The sequence below is a fragment of the Kordiimonas lipolytica genome (assembly GCF_001550065.1).
Genome location: NZ_LRUB01000022.1, coordinates 1 through 19892, shown reverse-complemented (window position 1 = coordinate 19892; position 19892 = coordinate 1). Strand labels below are relative to the sequence as shown.

Sequence of the window (19892 nt, the reverse complement as noted above, 5' to 3'; positions counted from 1 at the left end):
CGCTGAGGTTCTTGGCAGTCACATAACCGTCCTCAGGTTGCTGGAGGAAGTGGCTTGGCTGCAAGGCGACTTTGACGAGGCAGAAAAAGTCACCACCGAATGGATGTACTATGCAAAGCGGCTTTTAGCCGTAGATAAAAAGCGCCACCCAGATGACAAGCGCGTGCTGGGCGATGCCCATATGGTGATGGGGAAATTGAAGCGGGACAAACTTGAGCCTAAAGCCGCCCAAAAACATGTTGAGGCAGGTTTCGCCATAACGAAAGCGCAGCGAAATGTTCCGTCCCCACGGAATGTTGGAGACATTATACCTGGCGGCTACATGCACCTGGCAGCCATGCAGGAAGTTACTGGATCGCTGGATCAAACGATTGAAAGCTGGCAGCGCTCTCTTTTCCAATTCAAGGCCATTCACTTAAAATTCCCAAAGTCGCCAAATCTTTATCTGCATCTTCGTTTTCACGCGCCCTTGGCGGAAGCTCTGATCAATGCTGGGCGAGGCGAGGAGGCAGCAGACCTGCTCCATAAGGCCCGAGTGGCCTTTCCCGCAGTCCTTCAGGAAGAACCTTTGAATTTCCGGCAGGAACTTATGTCAGCTCGCCTTGGAATACCTTTGGGGCTTGGGCAGCTTGTTGACGGTCGGTATAAAGATGCAGAAAAAACACTGGAGAAAGCTCACCAATGGATAGAAGCAATCCTGAAGAAGTCGGAATTCTCTGCAGACGGGAAAAGCTGGCTGCTTACAGCCAAATCCCTTCGAGCAATTGCACTTGTTCACCTGGCCCGACTGAATGAAGCACAATTGCTGCTTTCTGAAGTTCAGAACTTTCAAACAGCATCAAAGCCGATTTCCTTCAGGTCGGTATTTGGCAGGAAAATGCACGCTGTTTACCTGACCGCCTCTGCAGAACTCGCTTTTGCGCAAGACGACAATGAAGCAGCGGAAAAAGCATTAAGGAGTCTCACGTCCAAGTTCGGTGACGTGTGGCGCAAGTGTCATCCTGTCGTAAGGTTTGAGCTGATGAAAGCCTATTTGCGGCTAAAGCAATATGAAGAAGCGGCAGAGATCGCAGAAAACCTGATCAGCATAGGGTTTCGCCGAGCGGACTTTCTTCGGGCAAGTGAACAGCTCGCACAGGCCCATCCTGGCTGGAAACTGGCAACAGCGCGGGATGTTTCTTGACCCAGACCCGCCATAAAAAAAAGCCCACCAAAAGGCGGGCTTTTGTATTCTATCGGCTATGAGTAGGTCTTAGCTAGACACCTTCAGAAGCTTCTTGCCAAGTTCCTGGCTGCGCTCCAGCACCATATAGGATTGCATCAGGATTTCCATGGTATTGAAGGTTTGCGCTTCCGCTGCCAGATCGGCTTCAGAATCTTCGCCTGCAGCCGGTGCTACATCAGACAGGGCAGACGCTGACATTTCTTCGATCTTGGATTCAAATTCGCTTTGCACCTGTGCAAACACGCGGCTTGTTTCGCGCGTTCCGGCATAAAGAGACGCGAATTTCTCATCAGCGCCATTGTTTTCAACAAGACCCTGGTGGCAGGCTTGAACCTCAGCGAATGCCGCAAGAACAGTACGGAACATGTCCGTTGTCGCAACGATTTGCTGATCGGCAGACATGTCTGCAGCGCCTTCAATGGCAGGAAGGCCGTCTTTGTAGGCGGCGATCGGTGCAAGGCAGGTGCCTTCATAAGAAACGGACGCTGTATCACCGGCAAAAGCGCCAGTCGTGCCAACTGCGATCCCCATAACCAAAGCGGCCACACGGCCTTTACTGAACATCATGTTATCTCCCAACATTCCCATTAGTTTCCAATTCGCCCCACGAAGCCGGGATATTGCCTCAAATTTTAGTAAATTGCAATTTTACTTTGGTTAACCATAATTGCTGTAGGGATTCCGCCATACTTCAAAGGCTTGGGGCCTAGGATCGCGATCCTAGGCCCCATTTTTCCTATGCTGCGAGCTGTTCGTCCTGACTGAGCATCAGATATTCGAAGGCTGCAAGGGAGGCTTTTGCGCCTTCGCCCATGGCAATGACGATCTGCTTGTATGGTACGGTGGTGACGTCGCCACAGGCATAGATGCCAGGCTCTGACGTTTCACCCTTCTCGTTGATGATCACCTCGCCATATTGCGAGAGCTCAACCACGCCTTTGAGGAACCCACTGTTAGGCACAAGGCCGATCTGGATAAAGACGCCGGCTCCGTCCCAGTGCTTCACATCACCGCTTTCGCGGTCCTGATAGTCAAGGCCGGTCACTTTGCCGCCTGAAGCCGTAATCTCTTTTGTCGCGGCATTCTTGATGATGGTGATGTTGTCGCGCTTGAGCGCCTCATTCACCAACACCTGATCCGCCTTCAGTTCCGGCAGGAACTCAAACACGGTGACGGATTTGACAATCCCCGCAAGATCGAGCGCCGCTTCGATGCCTGAGTTGCCACCGCCGATCACAGCCACATCCTTGCCCTTGAAGAAAGGACCATCACAGTGCGGGCAATAGGCAACGCCCTGCCCCACGTTCTCATCCTCGCCGGGCACGCCCAGTTTGCGCCACTGGGCACCCGTGGACACAATCAGCGTCCGGGTTTCAATCACCTCGCCAGACGTCAACGTCAATTTCTTGATGCTGCCCTTCTCAACGCTTTCAACGCGCACATGCTCCTTCAGTGTTACGTCATAATCATTCAGGTGAGCCATCAGGGCGCCCGTGAGCTCTGGCCCCGTGGTTTTGGAAACGGAAATCAGGTTCTCAATCCCCATGGTGTCTTTCACCTGGCCGCCGAAGCGCTCCGCGATCATGGTCACCTTCAGGCCCTTGCGTGCGGCATAGATGGCGGCACTGACGCCCGCTGGGCCACCGCCGACAACAGTTACATCCTGTAGCGGCAGCTTTTCTGCAGGTTTAGACTTGCTGTCCTTGATGCCGGGGTAAGCCTCCAGAAGCTTCGATATGATAACCGACGTATCGATCTTTCCGGTCGCGAACGGTTTGCCGTTCAGCAGCACCGTCGGCACGCCTTGGATATTGTTTTCTGCTACCAGCTCTGGGTACAGACCACCATCGATCATCTCTGCGCTGATAGCGTCATTGATCGCCGCGAACTGATTGAGCGACTGCACCACATCCGGGCAGTTATGGCAGCTGAGGCTGACATAAACCTGGAAATCTAGCTTGTCTGCAATGCCTGAAATCAGCGACTTAAGCGTATCGTCCAGCTTGATGGGCGTGCCTGACAGGTGCAGGATCGCCAGCACGAGCGAATTGAATTCGTGCCCGCCGGGGATGCCCGAAAAACGCACTCCAGTGTCCGCGCCCTCTCGCTCCAGCAGGAAGCTGATAGGACTCCTGAGAAGGCCGCCCGTATCGCGCTCCTCAATCGAAAGTCGGTCAGAGGCCGACGCAATTGATGTCAGGAAATCCTTCAGTTCCTGACGTTTCGCATGGTCGCCTGTCTGCAGCACGAACGTGATGTCGCTTTGCATGTTGGCTGTGTAGCCCTTCAGGGCTTTTATAATGTCATTGGTCAGCATCAGTTTATTCCTGTCATCTGGGTTCGGGGGAAGTGGCGCGCCGCGATTGGGGGGGGGGGAGGATGCAGCGCGCCACAAAGCCTGAGGGGTGATCTGGGGTTAGATCTTGCCCACGAGGTCCAGGCTTGGGGTCAGGGTGCTTTGGCCTTCTTCCCACGCCGCTGGGCATACTTCGCCGTCATTTGCCGCCACATACTGGGCAGCCTTGACTTTGCGTACCATGTCTTTGGCAGAGCGGCCGATACCCAGGTCGTGGATTTCCGCAACCTTGATAATGCCGTCTGGATCAGCCAGGAAGGTGCCGCGAAGGGCCTGGGCCGCTTCCTCGATCATCACGTCGAAACCGCGGGTCACAGCGCCTGTCGGATCACCCAGCATTGGGAATTTGATCTTGCCGATAGCATCGCTGCTGTCGTGCCAGGCTTTGTGGCAGAAGTGGGTGTCAGTAGACACAGCATATACTTCTACGCCAAGGCGCTGCAGCTCTTCATAGTGATTGGCCATGTCTTCAAGCTCGGTCGGGCACACGAAGGTGAAGTCTGCCGGGTAGAACAGGAAGATGGACCATTTGCCTTTAACATCGGCATCTGTGATGGTTTTGAACTCGCCATCATGGAAAGCTTCTACTTTGAACTCAGGGATGGATTTGTTGATCATTGCCATTGGATGTCTCCTCAAAAAATCTGTCAGCCGGTCTTGGCTGTTGAGAAGACAATAGCGATACCAATTAAATCAATCCAATCGATTATTTTTCATTTTGTAATCGATTTTTGCGAACAGCAGAATACTCACCACAGGCTGTAAGAAGCAGGCGGCACCTATCAAGACGCTGCGGTCAGATTTCAGTCAGGCATGGCTCCATGCCTGACCAAGGTTTAAAGGCCAACCTGGCCAATCACTGCACCAGCTTGCTAACGGTATGCTGCCTTCGCCTGCAGGCGGCGCTTGTGCAGCAGGGGTTCCGTATAGCCGCTTGGCTGCTCGCGTCCCTTGAAAATCAAATCAGCGGCCGCCTGGAAGGCAATGCTGCTTTCAAAGTCTGGCGCCATGGGCCGGTAGGCAGGGTCTCCGGCATTTTGTTTGTCAACAATCGCCGCCATGCGCTCCAGCGCTTCCATGACCTGCGCTTCGGTACAGATGCCGTGATGCAGCCAATTGGCGACATGCTGGCTGGAAATCCGAAGCGTGGCCCGGTCTTCCATAAGGCCAACATTGTTGATGTCCGGCACTTTGGAGCACCCTACCCCCTGGTCAACCCAGCGCACCACATAGCCCAGGATGCCTTGCGCGTTGTTATCCAGCTCACGCTGCACTTCGTCATCAGACAGATTGCGCCCGCGCATGAGCGGCACGGTCAGGATATCGTCCAGGCTGGCGCGCGGCGCGCTGGCGAGTTCCCGCTGGCGGTCGGCCACGGACACCATGTGATAATGCTGGGCATGCAGCGTGGCGGCTGTCGGTGAAGGCACCCAGGCACAGTTGGCTCCAGCTTTTGGGTGACCGATCTTTTCCGCCATCATCCTGGCCATCTCGTCTGGCATGGCCCACATGCCCTTGCCGATCTGGGCCTTGCCCTGCAGGCCACACTCCAGGCCAATATTGACATTCCAGGCCTCATAGGCCGCGATCCAGGGCTCGCCCTTGATGTCGCCCTTGGGCAGGAAGGCTGCCGCCTCCATGCTGGTATGAAGCTCGTCACCCGTGCGGTCCAGAAAACCTGTGTTGATAAACACCAGGCGGTCTTTGACCGCGCGAATGCACTCTTTCAGATTTACTGTGGTGCGACGTTCTTCATCCATCACGCCGACCTTGATTGTAAAACGCTCAAGCCCGAGAATATCTTCAACCGCACCCATGATCTCATTGGTCAGCGCCACCTCTGCCGGGCCATGCATTTTCGGCTTCACTATGTAAATGCTGCCAGTGCGGCTGTTGGCGTTATCGCCCTTCCTCGCAAGGTCATGAAGGGCACACAGGCTGGTCACCAATGCGTCCAGAAGGCCTTCGGAAATCTCGTTACCAGCTTCATCAAGGACCGCAGGCGTTGTCATCAGGTGACCGACATTGCGCACCAGCAGGAGGCTGCGGCCCGGCAGGGTCAAGCTGCCACAGTCCGGCGACGTGTAGACGCGGTCCTTGTTCAAGCGGCGCGTCATCTCCTTGCCGCCCTTAATGAAGGTTTCGCTGAGGTCCCCTTTCATCAGGCCAAGCCAGTTGCGGTAAACGGTGGTTTTGTCTTCACCGTCCACGGCAGCGACAGAGTCTTCACAGTCCTGGATGGTTGAGATGGCAGCCTCTAACACAACATCTTTCACGCCAGCGTTAGAGGTAGCGCCAACCGGGTGGTCTCTGTCAATCTGGATATCAATGTGCAGGCCGTTGTTTTTGAGGAGGACAGAGGATGGCGCCTCTGCCACCCCCTGATATCCGGCAAACTGGCCAGCGTCCGCAAGGCCGACAGTTTCGCCTGAAGTTGTCTCAGCCCTCAGGTTACCGGCTTCAACCTTGTATGCTGCCACGTCGGCGTGCTTGGCGCCCACCAGCGGCACCGCGTCATCCAGGAAAGCCGCTGCTTTTTCCATCACCACAGCGCCGCGCGCCGTGTTGTATTTGGCTGTTTTCTCCAGCCCCGGCGTCTCGGCGATCACGTCAGTGCCATAATAGGCGTCATAGAGGCTGCCCCAGCGCGCGTTGGCCGCATTCAGCGCGAAGCGGGCATTCATCACCGGCACCACCAACTGCGGCCCAGCAATAGTGGCAATCTCCGGGTCTACATTCCGGGTTTCAATCTTGAAGGCCGGGCCCTCTTCCTCCAGATAGCCGATGTCCTTCAGAAAGGCCTTATACTCAGCGAAATCATAATTCGGGCCGGGATGATCTTTGTGCCAGGCGTCGATCTTGGCTTGAAGGGCATCACGGTGCGCCAGAGCCTCCCTGGTTTTGGGGCCGTAGGTTTTGGCGAGATCCGCGAGACCAGACCAGAAGGTTTGCGCATCAATGCCTGAGCCCGGCAGCGCCTCACTTTCAATAAAGCCGTGAAGCTCGCTCGCCACCAACAAGCCGTTTTCTTCAATCCGATCCGTCATTTCAATCACCCTCGCTCACATGCATCAAATCACTGATTACTATACTAAAATGCCATCATACATCCCGAATATTCGGTCCCTGACATGATAACTGCCGCCCCTCCCAGCTTTTGGAAAGGGCGGCAGTCGCGTCTTCCGGTTCAGCCGCTTAGCCGAATTGGTTCATCGTGTTGTCTTCGCCGGCTGCCTTCAGCGCAGCTTCGCCTGCGAAATATTCCTTGTGATCGTCGCCGATGTCCGAGCCAGCCATATTCTGGTGCTTCACGCAGGCTATGCCCTGGCGGATTTCTTCGCGCTGAACCTGCTTCACGTAGCCCAGCATTGCTTCTTCGCCGAAGTAGCGCTTGGCCAGGTTGTCGGTCGACAGGGCAGCCGTGTGATAAGTCGGCAGCGTGATCAGGTGGTGGAAGATACCCGCCCGCTTGGAGCCGTCCCGCTGGAATGTGCGGATTTTCTCGTCTGCGGCTTCAGCCAGTTCAGTCTCGTCATACTCAACGCTCATCAGGTTGGCGCGGTCGTATGCGGACACGTCCTTGCCTTCAGCTTCCCAGGCATCAAACACCTGCTGGCGGAAGTTCAGCGTCCAGTTAAAGGACGGCGAATTGTTGTACACCAGCTTGGCGTTCGGGATCACCTCGCGGATGCGGTCAACCATGCCCGCAATCTGTTCAACGTGTGGCTTCTCGGTTTCGATCCACAGGAGATCAGCACCATTCTGCAGCGACGTGATACAGTCAAGAACGCAGCGGTCTTCGCCCGTGCCCGGCTTGAACTGGAACAGGTTGGAAGGCAGGCGTTTCGGGCGCAGCAGCTTGCCGCCGCGGTTGATAACAACGTCGTTGCCCTTCAGGTCTTCGGCTGCCACTTCTTCACAGTCAAGGAAGCTATTGTACTGGTCACCGATATCGCCTTCTTCCTTGGAATAAGCGATTTGTTTGGTCAGGCCAGCACCAAGGCTGTCCGTGCGGGTTACAACGATGCCGTTGTCCACGCCCAGCTCAAGGAAGGCATAGCGGCAAGCGCGAACCTTCGCGAGGAAGTCTTCGTGTGGAACCGTAACTTTGCCGTCCTGGTGGCCACACTGCTTTTCGTCTGACACCTGGTTTTCGATCTGCAGCGCGCACGCACCGGCCTCGATCATCTTCTTCGCGAGCAAGTACGTCGCTTCCGCGTTACCAAAGCCGGCGTCAATGTCAGCGATGATTGGAACAACATGTGTCTGGAAGTTATCGATCTTGCCTTGAACTTCGGCTTCAAGGGCTTTGTCACCAGCCTTGCGGGCGGCATCAAGCTCGCGGAAATAGCCGCCAAGTTCGCGGGCATCGGCCTGTTTCAGGAATGTGTAAAGCTCCTCGATCAGCGCTGGCACGGATGTTTTTTCGTGCATGCTCTGGTCCGGCAGCGGACCGAATTCTGACCGCAGCGCCGCAACCATCCAGCCGGAAAGATAGAGATAGCGGCCCTTGGTGGAACCAAAGTGCTTCTTGATGGAAATCATCTTTTGCTGACCAATGAAGCCATGCCAGCAGCCAAGCGACTGCGTGTAGTTGGCTGGGTCTGCGTCATAGGCCGCCATGTCCTTGCGCATGATGTCCGCCGTGTAACGGGCAATATCCAAGCCGGTGTGGAACCGGTTCTGCGCACGCATACGGGCGACGGCTTCAGCGTCGATGCCATCCCAAGTGCCTTTAAAGCTGCTGATCAGCTCTTGAACGTCTTTGATCTCGTCCTGATAGCTCATGATCTTTTTCCCGTCTGTTTTGTCAAATGGCATCGCGTAATCTCCTCTGCACATTGTCAACCGCCCACTTGGATAGGGTGGCTGATCTGCCTTGCACCGGTGATACGGGAGAAAAAACATTTTTGCACACCGCATTTAGTGAACTTGTAAATTCTTACAAAAGATTTTGTAATGTTGTAAGATTTGTAATATTACTTTTGTAATTGCAGAGGCGAGCATGGCAAAAGAACGCAGCATATTCATGGGGCCACGCATCAGGCGGCTTCGGCGTGACCTGGGGTTGACGCAGGTTGGGATGGCCGAAGACCTTGACGTCTCGCCGTCCTATATCGCGCTTATTGAAAGCAACCAGCGGCCGGTAACCGCTTCCATGCTCCTCAAGCTTGCGGAGATTTACCGCACCGATATCGCGTCCCTGGCGCGCGGCGCTGGTGATGACTTCAATGCCCAGATCGCCGCCATCTTCAAGTCTCCCCTGTTTGCGGACCTGGACCTGTCGCCCCTGGAAATACAGGACTTTGGCAGCACTTTCCCGGCCACTGCCGAGGCCGTTATCCGCCTTTACACAGCCTATCAGGAAGGCCAGATGGCGCTCGCGGACCAGACAGGGGGCGAAAGCACAGGCGGTCCAGATCCGGTAAGCGAGGCCCGGCGGTTCCTTGCTGCCCGCAAAAACTATTTTCTTGAGATCGACAGCAAGGCCGAAAGCCTGGCGCAGGAGATCAAGCGGGTTGGCGGCTTTGAACAATATTTTGCTGACCAACGCCTTCGGGTACGCCGCCTGCCCTCCGATGTGATGATGGGCTTTACCCGGCGGTTTGACACGCACCGCCGAGAGATCGTGCTGGATGAAGCGCTCGACGGCGCAAGCGCAAATTTCCAGCTCGCGCTCCAGGTTGCCTACAACGAGATGACAGAGGTCATCGACGACTGCCTTGCCGGCACACAGTTTGACACCGAGAGCGGCGAGAAGCTGACACGCCGGGCACTTGCAAGCTATGCGGCCGGCGCCATCATGATGCCCTATCATGCGTTCGCCAAAGCCGCCAAAACGCGGCATTATGACCTTGAGGCCCTCGGCCGGCAGTTTGGCGCCAGCTTTGAACAGGTGGCCCACAGGCTAACCACCCTGCAAAAGCCGGGGCAAGAAGGCGTGCCTTTCTTTTTCATCCGCGTGGACGCAGCCGGCAACGTGTCGAAACGACTGGACGGTGCAGGCTTCCCCTTCGCGCGCCACGGCGGCTCCTGCCCGCTCTGGAGCGTACACAGCGCCTTCAAGAAACCGAGGGAGGTGATCACCCAGTGGGTTGAACTGCCGGACGGGGAGCGCTTCTTCTCAATCGTCCGTACTGTAACGGCAGGCGGCGGCGGATTTGGACGGCCACAGATTGAACGGGCCATCGCCCTTTGCTGCTCCTCGCAGCATGCTCACAAGCTGATTTACACGCAGGATACAGATATCTCTGCCGTTCAGCCGACGCCAATCGGCGTTACCTGTCGCCTGTGCCATCGGGGTGACTGCTTGGCCCGCGCTGAGCCGCCGATCGGCCGCTCGCTTCTGTCTGACGACTACCGCAGGCCTTCCACGCCCTTTGGTTTGGTCGATCCATAGAGGCCATAAGACGGTAGGGTTACAACACCGCAATCTTGAGCATCTCGGCGATTTATTTTTGTGGGTCGGCATAGTTTCGTCAGGTCTTTGGCCTTCCTCCCCGCTTCGCATTGCTCTGTATGAACCTCGGCTCAAGTCCAGTCGCGCAGCCCATAATGCCTTTTGATCATTTGTTTGCGGAGGTAGCATTTGTTCAAGACCGCACTGCAAACTTCCGGCTTTCCGACAGATTGCCGAATTCGCAGCATGATCTGGCAGCTGGCAATCCGCGTATCTGGTTAGGTACCCACTAGCGGAGAAAGAGCCTTGCACCAAACCCTGATCACCTACCCGCCCTGTCGCGACCCTGCGTACCAGGACATCGCCATCATCGGCACCGGGATTTCGGGCCTTTCAAGCGCCTGGCTCCTTGAGCAGAGCGCCAACGTCACGCTCTTTGAGGCCAACGACTATGTCGGCGGCCACAGCAACACGGTGGATATCGAGATCGGTGGAAAAACAATCCCGGTCGATACCGGCTTCATTGTATTCAACCCGACCAATTACCCGAACCTGACCGCGCTGTTTGACCGGCTGGCTGTCCCCACAGCGGGGACAGACATGTCCTTTTCCGTGTCGCTGGATGACGGCAGGTTCGAATATTCCGGCGGTGATGGCGCAGGCCTGCTGGCACAACCCGCCAACCTTTTAAGGCCGCGCTTCTGGAAGATGATCAGCGGCATCCTAAGGTTCTACAAGCACACGGATTCCTTCCTGGAGGAAGCCGGCAGGGACGATATCAGCCTGCGCACCCTTCTGGCGCGCCATGGCTTCTCAAGCGCCTTCGTGCAGGATCACCTGGCCCCCATGGGCGCGGCAATATGGTCCAGCAACTGCACCGACATCCTGGATTACCCCGCAGCATCCTTCCTTCGCTTCTTCAAGAACCACGGCCTGGTTCAACTGACAGACAGGCCCGCATGGCGCACCGTGGTGGGCGGCAGCCGGGAATATGTGAAGCGCCTGTCGGCTTCGTTTGCAGACAAAATCCACCTGTCAGACCCGGTCGAGCAAGTACGCAAGGCGGGCCGCAAGCTCGAACTTGTCACACGGACGGGGAACCGGCAGCTGTTTGATCATATTGTCTTTGCCTGCCATTCCGATCAGGCTCTCAGGATGATTGCCCAGCCGGACCCAGCTGTTGCCAACGCCCTTTCCAGCATGCGCTACAGCCGCAACAAGGTGGCGCTGCATTCGGATGTTGGCCTGATGCCGCGGCGCAAGGCTGCCTGGGCCAGCTGGAATTATATCGAGCGCCGCAGCAAGGAAACCGCTGGCCCCGCAGTCTCCTACTGGATGAACCGGCTTCAGCACCTGAATACAGACGAGCCGGTGATCGTGACCCTGAACCCCGACCGCAATATCCGGCGCGAGACTGTCCATGGCTGGTATGACTATGAGCACCCCGTGTTTGACCAGGCCTGCCACGATGCCCGCCAGCAACTTTGGGCGAGCCAGGGCACGGACAACATGTGGTTCTGCGGCGCTTATCTGGGGGATGGCTTTCACGAGGACGGCATTCAGGCCGGGCTTGCCGTGGCCGAACTTCTGGGCGGTGTGCCGCGCCCCTGGCAGGTGCCAGGCCAGAATGCCCGAATCGGCTTCGGTGACCAGCTCCTGAACGCGGTCGCGGAACCGGCATGACCAAGGGATTCCAGACAGCCCTTTATGTGGGTGATGTATGGCACAAGAGGCGGCGGCCCAAAAAGCACGCCTTCCGCTATCCGATCTATTATCTGATGCTGGATCTGGACGCCTTCACCGAGGGCCGCACAGCATTACCGAAGGGCTTGTCCCTTAATGCGCCAAACCTGTTTTCGGTTTACGAGAAAGATTATGGCCTCAGGGACGGCTCTTCGCTCAAGGACCATGTCCTGTCACTGGTGAAGGGCAGCGTGGCCGAAGAACCTGCCCGCGTCATGATGCTCACCATGCCCCGGCTTCTGGGCTACGGCTTCAATCCGCTGACTGTTTTTTTCTGCCTGTCTTCAAGCGGCGAGACATTGGCGATTGTTTATGAAGTGCACAACACTTTCGGTGAGAGCCACAGCTATATCTATTGCGCCGACAAGCCCCAAGCCACAGTGCCGCTGCATGACGCGGACAAAAGCTTTCACGTTTCTCCCTTCTATCCCGTCGAAGGAACATACAGGTTCCGTGTGCGCGAACAGGCAGGCAAGCTGGGTCTTGCCATCAACTATCTGGGCCGGGACGGCGTGCTGGACATGACGGCCTGCCTGACGGTGGCACCCATGCCGCTGACGGCAAGGAACCTTATGCAGCTGTTCCTGAAAATCCCGTTCGTCACCTTCAAGGTTACAGCGGCCATTCACTATGAGGCCCTGCGCCTTTGGCTGAAAAAACTGAAAGTTTTCAGCAAACCGGAACAGGCAAAAGACCGTATTCAGTTAGCCCGTGTGGGCCATGCCGACAGTCAGACCAAAAGGAACGGAGGCTAATATGGACGGCAGCTTCAAGAGAGTAGAGATCGCACAGCAGCCCACCCTGGCAGAAAAGCTTTTCGCCCGCATTCTGGACCATCTTGCCCTTGGCACGCTCAGGGTCACCTTCCCGTCCGGCTATGTGCAGAATTTTGCCGGCACCATCAGCCCGGGTCCTTACCGGGCGGAAATGCATATCGCAGAATGGTCCGCGATCCGCCGAACGCTCACAGGTGGCGCCGTTGGCCTCGCAGAAGGCTATATGGACGGTGAATGGGACACGCCCGACCTGACGGCGCTGCTGCAGCTTCTGGCCGCAAACATGGACCGTCTTGAAAGCCGCCTGCCCAAGTTGCGGGCCCTGAAACTGATGGACCGCCTTGGCCATTTCTTCAATCGCAACACCAAAAAGGGCAGCCGCCGCAACATCAGCTATCACTATGATTTGGGGAACGACTTCTACAAGCTGTGGCTGGACCCAAGCATGACTTATTCCGCGGCGCTTTTTGAAGGTGAAGGCATGAGCCTTGAAGCCGCGCAGGAGAATAAATATCGCCGCCTTGCCGAAGCTGTCGGTATCAAGGCGGGCGATCATATTCTGGAAGTTGGCTGCGGGTGGGGCGGCTTTGCCGATTTCGCCGTCAACAAACTGAATTGCCGGGTCACCGGCGTGACCCTGTCTGCCGAGCAGCTGGCCTATGCCCGCGAACGCCTGGCCGCGACAAAGCGGGGGGCGGCAGCCAACCTTCTTTTGTGCGACTACCGCGAGCTTGAAGGCGAGTTCGACCATATCGTTTCCATCGAAATGCTGGAAGCCGTGGGCGAACAATATTGGCCCACCTATTTCGAGACGCTGAAGAAGCGCCTCAAGCCCGGCGGCAATATCGGCATCCAGGTGATCCGCATTGCAGACGATCGCTTTGAGGGCTATCGCCGCGGCGTGGACTTCATCCAGAAATATATCTTCCCAGGTGGCATGCTGCCTTCTGACGCAGTCCTGAAACAGCAGTTTGCGGGCGCAGGCCTTCGGCTCAAGTCCCAGTTGGACTTCGGCCTGGATTATGCTGAAACCCTGCGGCTGTGGCATGACGCCTTCAACGCGGCCGAAACAGGTGTGCGCGCACAGGATTTTGACGACAAGTTCCTGCGCACCTGGCGCTTCTATTTGTCCTACTGCGAGGCAGGGTTCCGCGAAGAGACAATTGATGTCAGCCACTATGTTATCGGTAAAGCCTGAGGCAGAAACGGGGGCAGGAAGCAGCATCAGGCACGCTGTTCACTTGCTGCTTTATGGTCTGCCAGCCCTCGCACTTGCTTTCCCGCTGATCCCGTTCGCGGTTTACCTGCCCGCTTATTATGCGGAAAATAAAGCGCTTGGCTTCACGGCAGTGGCGCTGGCGCTGTTTCTTTCGCGGCTCATCGACATGATCAGCGACCCCCTTGTCGGCAAGCTAAGCGATGGCACAAAGAACCCGGTACTAAAGCGCAAGGGCTGGATGGCCGCGGGCGGCGTCCTTGCGGCCGCAGGGCTTATCCAATTGTGCAGGCCCGGCAGTGAAGTGACCCCGCTTTATCTGGGTGGCTGGTCTGCCCTTCTGTATATCGGCTGGACCATGGTCATGATCCCCTATCAGGCCTGGGGCGCTGATATTGCAGCTGATGAGCTTGAGACAACGCGCTTCACCACGGCGCGCGAGGGCTGGTCGCTTGTGGGCATGCTGTGTGCGCTTGCGCTACCCATCGCCTATAGTGGCGACATCCTGCCCGTCATACCCACACTGCTCATCCCCGTGGCAGCGTCGACCATGTTACTGGCGATGCTGTGCCTGCCGCATGGCAGCAACGCGGCCACGGCCCACAAGTCTGGTGCCAGCCTTAAGGCCATAGCCACCAGCCCCAAAATGCGGGCCTTCGGCAGCATCTGGTTCTTCACCGCCACTGCAAGCGCCATCCCCGCCGCACTGTTCCCGCTTTATGTCAGCGAGGTGCTGATGGGCACAGACGCGCAGAAAGACATGGCAATCCTGATTTATTTTGCTGCCGCCGTGCTGGCCATGCCGCTTTGGGCCCGGTTGTCAAAGGGCGGCAACAAGAAGCGCATCATGGCAACCGGTATGGCCGTCGTATGCCTCGCCTTCCCGATCGCAACCCTTTTAGGCCCCGGGCAAGTGGCGGCATTTTACGGCATCTGCATTGTCACGGGCTTTGCCCTGGCAGCAGAGCTGGCGCTTGGCCCATCCGTGCTGGCCGACATTGCCAAGGAGCGGGGCCGTCTGGGCCACAATGAGATAGCCAGTCATTTCGCCATCTGGGGCATGATCAGCAAACTTGCTTTTGCCTTCGCCATCCTGCTGGCGTTCGGTGCACTGGGTGCTGCAGAGACAATAACGGGCGGCAAAGTGCCACCGATTGTAGTAGCCCTTGTGTATGCCCTCATGCCCGCGCTCCTTAAAACTGCTGCAACGATCAAATTGTGGCGGATTTCTGAAGAACTCGACTAATCCACCATACGGCGGAATCCGTACAATTTTCAGATGTTTCAACAAAAGGAGACAGGAGTGGCACGGCATCTTTTTCTAATGGCTTTGGCCCTATTGTGCCTGACCGCCTGCAGCACGACCATGACAGTAGAACAGTTCAAAGATCAGGAACCCCCATTCGTTCTCGAGGACTATTTCACCGGAAAGACCAAAGCGACCGGGCTGTTTGAGGACCGGTTCGGCAATGTCCGCACCCAGTTCACCGTTGATATCAACGGCAGTTTCGACGGCAAGACGCTGACGCTGGATGAAAATTTCCTCTATGCCGACGGCTCAACTGAATTCCGCCGCTGGGAAATCGATAAAGTTGGCCCGAACGCTTACGTAGGCCGTACGGAAATGGCCATCGGTGAGGCCGAGGGTGAGACAGCCGGTAACAGCTTCCACTGGGCATATAAATTCAAGCTGAAGGTGGGTGACGGTTATTGGAACGTGAAGTTCGACGACTGGATGTTCCTGCAAAACGATGGCACGCTTCTGAACAAGGCGACCGTATACCGCTGGGGCTTCAAGATAGGCACCGTATTCCTGAGCTTCCGCCGCGCCGAAGACGCGCAGGTCAGCACGGCAGAGATGGCAGCGGAATAGCCTAATCCTGTCGCATCATTTTACGGGTAGCTGCCAGATAAAGCCTGTCTGGCAGCAGACGCAACAGCTTCATCACAAAAGCAAAGCGGGTTGGGAAAGTGATCTCGAACCCGCTTTTCTCTAGCCCGCGAATGATACGCGCTGCCGCCTTGTCCACCGGCATCAGGAACGGCATCGGAAAGTCATTCAGGTCCGTCAGCGGGGTTTTGACAAAACCGGGGTTGATAAGCCGTATGTCGATGCCGTCCTGCTTCAGTTCTTCCCGAATGCTTTCTGCGAAATTGATCAGCGCCGCCTTTGACGCGCCATAGGCACTGGCACCCGGCAGTCCCCGATATCCCGCAAGCGATGATACCAGCGCCACCTGCCCACGCCCGCGCGTCTGCATGGCAGGCAGCACCACATCAAGGCACTTCAGCACCCCCATATAGTTCACTTGCATCAGGGTTTCGTGCGTCGCCAGATCAAAGCGCCGGGCGGATGTCGGTGTGTGTGTGCCGGCATTCAGCACCGCAAGGTCGGGCGTACCCCATTGGCTCTCAAGCTCCCCGTAAGCAGTTTTCAGCCTTTCAGCGTCACAAACATCAGCCGCCGCCCACTTGTACTCGCCTTCAAGCGCGGCAGCTTCGTCTTCAAGGGCCTCAAGCTTGTCCGCCGACCGGGCCGTGACAAATACCTTGTGGCCAAGCGCCAGATACTGCAGCGCCAGCTCGCGCCCGATGCCGCTGCTGCCACCGGTGATCCAGACAATCATGACGGTACCTCCAGCGTGTTGCGGCAGTCGGTGCAGAGGAATTCGATCAGGCTGCCATCGTCGTGATAGAAAGACATGCCCAGCCAATTGCCCATCACGTCATAACGGGTGTCGATATCCAGATCGCCCCGCACCTGAAGGTCAAACGCGTCTGTGCGCGGTGCTTCCTCTGTCGCCCCGGTTATTTGAACCGCGTTCAGCCTGCCGGTGATGGTATTGAAAAGCGTTTCTGCCGCCACTACGCCAACATTCCAGTGGTTGGTGGTGAAAAAGCTGCTGCCAATGCGCTTTGTGTTGCCGTCCGCGTCCGTGGCGACATAGCCTTCGCCGTCGGCGGCAATCTGTGTGCTGATGAGCTTTCCGTTATCATTCACATCTGTCGTGACACTGACAAGCTGGCCACCGTTCCAGATTTCTTCCGACAGGTAATGGTACCGATAGGCCGTGAAGAACAGGAATTTCACTTTCATCCGGGTTTCAGAAACCACTTGAAGCGTACTGCCCGTGCGCGAAAAACGGATTTCATGATCGCCGATCTTCTTGCCGTTCCTGAGCACATCATAATGGTTCACAGCATCCAGCGCGTGGGCCGCGTGGGTGCCGGCTTGGGTGAATGCCAGCACGAATGCCAAAAGTATGAAGCCAAATCTTACCATTCTATCCTCTTGCCTTTGTGGTCGAAAAAACCGCCAGTGTCCTTGGGCTGCAACCCTGTAATCACACGGAGCATCCGGCCTGCCGCCAACGCGGGCGGCTGCACCTCCAGCCCTGTTTTGGCGAAAGGGCGCGTCAGCGGCGTGTCCACCGTTCCGGGATGCATAGCGGCGCAAACAGCCTCGGGCGCCTTGCGTGCCAACTCTATCGAAGCGGATTTCACTATCTGGTTCAAAGCCGCTTTGGATGCTCGGTAGCTGTACCAGCCACCCAGGCGGTTATCGCCAATGCTGCCAACGCGGGCCGAAAGGCAGATGGCAGCAGACCGCCCCTTCCTGGGCACCAGCGGCAGGAAGTGCTTCAGCACCATCGCAGGGCCGATGGTGTTCAGCTCAAACATCTTCCGCATGGACGCGTGATCCAGCTCGCGCAGGCTTTTCTCCGCCCGGGTCTCAGTCGTTTCAAGCACGCCGGTTGCGACGATCAGAAGCCTGAGCGAAAGGCCCTGCCGCCGGATACTGGCTGCGGCATCCTTGATAGATGTTTCATCAAGAAGGTCTATGGGCTGGTCGCCCGTTCGGGACAAGCCAATCACAGGCCCTGCAGGGTTGACATCTTCAAGGGACGCCAAAAGCGCCCTACCTATGCCGCCAGATGCCCCCACCACCACGGCGGCGTCTGTGCTTTCTATCAGCAGGTGCGACAGGTCATAAGCTGAACTTTCAGGGTATGGGGCACCGTCCATCATGCCGCTGCCTCCGTCTCTTTTTGACTGCCGCCATCCAGGCGTTCCAGGAATGCCTGCGCGGTGCGCAGATAGTCATCCCGCTTTTCCACCGACATCCGGCCCCAGGTGGCATAAGGGTTCCTGAGCCGCGGGTTCTTTGCCAGCACATCACGGTTCCGGTCGAGGAAATCCCAGTAAAGTGCATTGAAAGGGCAAGCGCCGTTGCCGGTTTTCACATCGGCGCGGTAGCGACAGTTTTCGCAATAGTCCGACATGCGGCTGATATAGTTGGCGCTGGCAGCATAGGGTTTGCTGGCCATGATGCCGCCATCGGCAAACTGGCTCATGCCGATGGTGTTGGGCATTTCCACCCATTCAAACGCATCCACATAGACACCCAGATACCATTCATGCACCGCACGCGGGTCCACCCCAGCGAGCATGGCAAAATTGCCAGTGATCATCAGGCGCTGGATATGGTGGGCATAACCGTGCTCAAGCGTCTGCCCGATGACTTCCTTCAAGCAGGCCATATCCGTGTCCGCCGTCCAGTAAAAATCCGGCAGCTTACGTGTCGCCTTCAGGGCATTGAGGCCTTCATACTCCGGCATCTTCAGCCAATAGATGCCGCGCACATATTCACGCCAGCCAATGATCTGGCGAATGAAACCTTCAACAGCGTTAAGGGGGGTATGACCGCCAAGGTAGGCGACTTCCGCGCGCCGACAGACGTCCATCGGGTCCAAGAGGCCGATATTGAGGTAAGGCGACAGAAGCGAATGATAGAGATGCGGCTGACCCTTCAGCATGGCGTCCTGATAGTCGCCAAAGGAGGGAAGCGCATGGTTGATGAAATGGTCAAGACAGGCTTCGGCATCCGCCCGCGTGACCGCATAACCAAAACCCGCGAGCGTGCCGAAGTGGTCGGGGAAACGCTGGTCGACCATCTCCAGCACATCGCGGGTAATGGCATCCGGCTTGAAGGTTTTGAGCGCGGGCATGAACAGGTCATCCTGCGCGGGCTTGCGGTTCTCCGCATCAAAATTCCAGCGCCCACCTGCGGGCTTTTCGCCTTCCATCAGCAGACCGGTCTGGCGCCGCATGTCGCGGTAGAAATACTCCATCCGAAGTTCGCGCCGCCCATCCGCCCAGCGGGCAAAGGCGTCGCGGCTGCACAGGAAGCGATCGTCCGGCAATATGTCGACGGGGATATCCAGGTCTGCCGCCAGTGCCTTTATCATCTCCAGCACACGCCATTCGCCTGGCTCCACGAACACCAGCCTTGATGGATTATGGCGTGCAACGGCGCGGCGAATTTCACCATTGAAATCGCCACTATTATCGGGCGCATCCAGGGAAACATAATCCGTTTGCCAGCCGTCTTTTGTGAGATCGTCAATGAAATGGCGCATGGCGGAAAACAAAAGCGCCAGCTTCTTTTTGTGATGGTTCACGGTCCGTGCTTCGGCGGCCACTTCCATCATCAGAACTCCATCTGAGGCCCGGTCCCCGCTTCGCAGGGAAGCGAGATCAAGACTTAGCTGGTCGCCAAAAACTATCAGTATGTGCCGCATGATGCTCTTTGCCAATCGTGATACATTTCATACGGTCCTAACGGCGCTCCGGATTTACCTTTGTTTGGCTTTGCTCACTCCGTCATTTCTCCTCGCTTTGCTCCGTTGTCTCCGGAACAGCGTTGCAGTTCCTCCGCCCGAACCAGTAGATTAAAATCCGCACCCTTCGTCCAAATAAAAAAGCCAGGGGCCCGATGGACCTCTGGCCTTTTTATTGGTTGCGGGGGTAGGATTAGTCTCGTCGCTCTGCTCCTCGTCAGCTTCGCTAGGAACCTTTGGTAAAACAGACGGTTAGTCTGTTTTACAAGGAACAAAGCCTGGACCCGCTCAACAAAGATTTAAGGCCGACCCCCGTGGTGGGGATCGGCCTTAAATTTGGTTGCGGGGGTAGGATTTGAACCTACGACCTTCAGGTTATGAGCCTGACGAGCTACCGGGCTGCTCCACCCCGCGTCATATGTCTGGGCCTTTGAGGCCCGGTAGCAGCATTTATCTGACGCCTATCGGCGATGCAGACGGTTTCGCTTTCGCTTCACCTTGGCGGGCTGCTCCACCCCGCGTCATATGTCTGGGCCTTTGAGGCCCGGTAGCAGC

The 19892-nt window shown here is 56.8% G+C and carries 16 protein-coding genes and 1 tRNA gene; 7 read left to right on the top strand and 10 right to left on the bottom strand.

Going from position 1 to position 19892, the window contains the following annotated elements:
- Positions 1–49: 49 nt before the first annotated feature.
- Positions 50–1183 carry a tetratricopeptide repeat protein gene (locus tag KORM41_RS10575; protein WP_156431945.1) on the top strand — a complete coding sequence of 378 codons (1134 nt, stop codon included), beginning with the start codon at positions 50–52 and terminating at the stop codon, positions 1181–1183.
- Between the two features lie 69 nt (positions 1184–1252).
- Here KORM41_RS10575 and KORM41_RS10570 read toward each other — a convergent pair whose 3' ends face one another.
- The 5 genes from KORM41_RS10570 to KORM41_RS10550 all read right to left on the bottom strand — a co-directional run bounded on the left by KORM41_RS10570 (position 1253) and on the right by KORM41_RS10550 (position 8369).
- Positions 1253–1792: a hypothetical protein gene (locus tag KORM41_RS10570; RefSeq protein ID WP_068147350.1), complete on the bottom strand. Its 540-nt coding sequence runs from the start codon at positions 1790–1792 to the stop codon at positions 1253–1255.
- Positions 1793–1961: 169 nt separating this feature from the next.
- Entirely contained in the window at positions 1962–3542 is a 1581-nt protein-coding gene (gene ahpF, locus KORM41_RS10565) for an alkyl hydroperoxide reductase subunit F (protein ID WP_068147348.1), read from the bottom strand.
- 99 nt (positions 3543–3641) lie between these two features.
- Positions 3642–4205: an alkyl hydroperoxide reductase subunit C gene (gene ahpC / locus KORM41_RS10560; RefSeq protein ID WP_068147346.1), complete on the bottom strand. Its 564-nt coding sequence runs from the start codon at positions 4203–4205 to the stop codon at positions 3642–3644.
- A gap of 248 nt (positions 4206–4453) precedes the next feature.
- Positions 4454–6628: a malate synthase G gene (locus tag KORM41_RS10555; protein WP_068147343.1), complete on the bottom strand. Its 2175-nt coding sequence runs from the start codon at positions 6626–6628 to the stop codon at positions 4454–4456.
- Between the two features lie 148 nt (positions 6629–6776).
- Positions 6777–8369 carry an isocitrate lyase gene (locus KORM41_RS10550; protein WP_068147750.1) on the bottom strand — a complete coding sequence of 531 codons (1593 nt, stop codon included), beginning with the start codon at positions 8367–8369 and terminating at the stop codon, positions 6777–6779.
- 217 nt (positions 8370–8586) lie between these two features.
- Between KORM41_RS10550 and KORM41_RS10545 the strand changes: the two genes are divergently transcribed.
- From KORM41_RS10545 to KORM41_RS10520, 6 genes are all read left to right on the top strand, one after another.
- Positions 8587–9981, top strand: a complete 1395-nt coding sequence (locus KORM41_RS10545) for a helix-turn-helix domain-containing protein (protein ID WP_068147340.1) — start codon at positions 8587–8589, stop codon at positions 9979–9981.
- A 306-nt stretch (positions 9982–10287) separates the two neighbouring features.
- Positions 10288–11664, top strand: a complete 1377-nt coding sequence (locus KORM41_RS10540) for an NAD(P)/FAD-dependent oxidoreductase (RefSeq protein WP_156431944.1) — start codon at positions 10288–10290, stop codon at positions 11662–11664.
- Positions 11661–12479: a DUF1365 domain-containing protein gene (locus KORM41_RS10535; protein WP_068147337.1), complete on the top strand. Its 819-nt coding sequence runs from the start codon at positions 11661–11663 to the stop codon at positions 12477–12479. Before KORM41_RS10540 ends, KORM41_RS10535 begins: the two co-directional genes overlap by 4 nt.
- Before the next feature lies 1 nt (position 12480).
- Positions 12481–13698 carry an SAM-dependent methyltransferase gene (locus tag KORM41_RS10530; RefSeq protein ID WP_068147334.1) on the top strand — a complete coding sequence of 406 codons (1218 nt, stop codon included), beginning with the start codon at positions 12481–12483 and terminating at the stop codon, positions 13696–13698.
- Positions 13667–14962: an MFS transporter gene (locus KORM41_RS10525; RefSeq protein ID WP_082719855.1), complete on the top strand. Its 1296-nt coding sequence runs from the start codon at positions 13667–13669 to the stop codon at positions 14960–14962. Before KORM41_RS10530 ends, KORM41_RS10525 begins: the two co-directional genes overlap by 32 nt.
- Positions 14963–15019: 57 nt before the next feature.
- On the top strand, positions 15020–15589 hold the full coding sequence (locus tag KORM41_RS10520) for a DUF3833 domain-containing protein (protein ID WP_231727225.1): 570 nt from the start codon (positions 15020–15022) through the stop codon (positions 15587–15589).
- Position 15590: 1 nt separating this feature from the next.
- Here KORM41_RS10520 and KORM41_RS10515 read toward each other — a convergent pair whose 3' ends face one another.
- From KORM41_RS10515 to KORM41_RS10495, 5 genes are all read right to left on the bottom strand, one after another.
- Complete coding sequence (locus tag KORM41_RS10515) at positions 15591–16343, bottom strand: SDR family NAD(P)-dependent oxidoreductase (protein WP_068147324.1); 753 nt, start codon at positions 16341–16343, stop codon at positions 15591–15593.
- Positions 16340–16999 carry a DUF6134 family protein gene (locus KORM41_RS10510; RefSeq protein ID WP_068147322.1) on the bottom strand — a complete coding sequence of 220 codons (660 nt, stop codon included), beginning with the start codon at positions 16997–16999 and terminating at the stop codon, positions 16340–16342. The genes KORM41_RS10515 and KORM41_RS10510 overlap by 4 nt, the downstream gene beginning before the upstream one ends.
- Positions 16993–17745 (bottom strand): SDR family oxidoreductase, encoded by a 753-nt coding sequence (locus KORM41_RS10505; protein WP_231727224.1) that lies wholly within the window; start codon positions 17743–17745, stop codon positions 16993–16995. Before KORM41_RS10505 ends, KORM41_RS10510 begins: the two co-directional genes overlap by 7 nt.
- On the bottom strand, positions 17742–19298 hold the full coding sequence (locus KORM41_RS10500; RefSeq protein ID WP_068147319.1) for a cryptochrome/photolyase family protein: 1557 nt from the start codon (positions 19296–19298) through the stop codon (positions 17742–17744). Before KORM41_RS10500 ends, KORM41_RS10505 begins: the two co-directional genes overlap by 4 nt.
- Before the next feature lie 376 nt (positions 19299–19674).
- A tRNA-Met gene (locus tag KORM41_RS10495) sits at positions 19675–19751 on the bottom strand.
- Positions 19752–19892: the final 141 nt, after the last annotated feature.

Coding starts and splice junctions, on each gene's coding strand:
- KORM41_RS10570 (WP_068147350.1), bottom strand. CDS start 1,792: ATGATGTTCAGTAAAGGCCGTGTGGCCGCTTTGGTTATGGGGATCGCA.
- ahpF (WP_068147348.1), bottom strand. CDS start 3,542: ATGCTGACCAATGACATTATAAAAGCCCTGAAGGGCTACACAGCCAAC.
- ahpC (WP_068147346.1), bottom strand. CDS start 4,205: ATGGCAATGATCAACAAATCCATCCCTGAGTTCAAAGTAGAAGCTTTC.
- KORM41_RS10555 (WP_068147343.1), bottom strand. CDS start 6,628: ATGACGGATCGGATTGAAGAAAACGGCTTGTTGGTGGCGAGCGAGCTT.
- KORM41_RS10550 (WP_068147750.1), bottom strand. CDS start 8,369: ATGAGCTATCAGGACGAGATCAAAGACGTTCAAGAGCTGATCAGCAGC.
- KORM41_RS10545 (WP_068147340.1), top strand. CDS start 8,587: ATGGCAAAAGAACGCAGCATATTCATGGGGCCACGCATCAGGCGGCTT.
- KORM41_RS10535 (WP_068147337.1), top strand. CDS start 11,661: ATGACCAAGGGATTCCAGACAGCCCTTTATGTGGGTGATGTATGGCAC.
- KORM41_RS10530 (WP_068147334.1), top strand. CDS start 12,481: ATGGACGGCAGCTTCAAGAGAGTAGAGATCGCACAGCAGCCCACCCTG.
- KORM41_RS10525 (WP_082719855.1), top strand. CDS start 13,667: ATGTCAGCCACTATGTTATCGGTAAAGCCTGAGGCAGAAACGGGGGCA.
- KORM41_RS10515 (WP_068147324.1), bottom strand. CDS start 16,343: ATGATTGTCTGGATCACCGGTGGCAGCAGCGGCATCGGGCGCGAGCTG.
- KORM41_RS10510 (WP_068147322.1), bottom strand. CDS start 16,999: ATGGTAAGATTTGGCTTCATACTTTTGGCATTCGTGCTGGCATTCACC.
- KORM41_RS10505 (WP_231727224.1), bottom strand. CDS start 17,745: ATGATGGACGGTGCCCCATACCCTGAAAGTTCAGCTTATGACCTGTCG.
- KORM41_RS10500 (WP_068147319.1), bottom strand. CDS start 19,298: ATGCGGCACATACTGATAGTTTTTGGCGACCAGCTAAGTCTTGATCTC.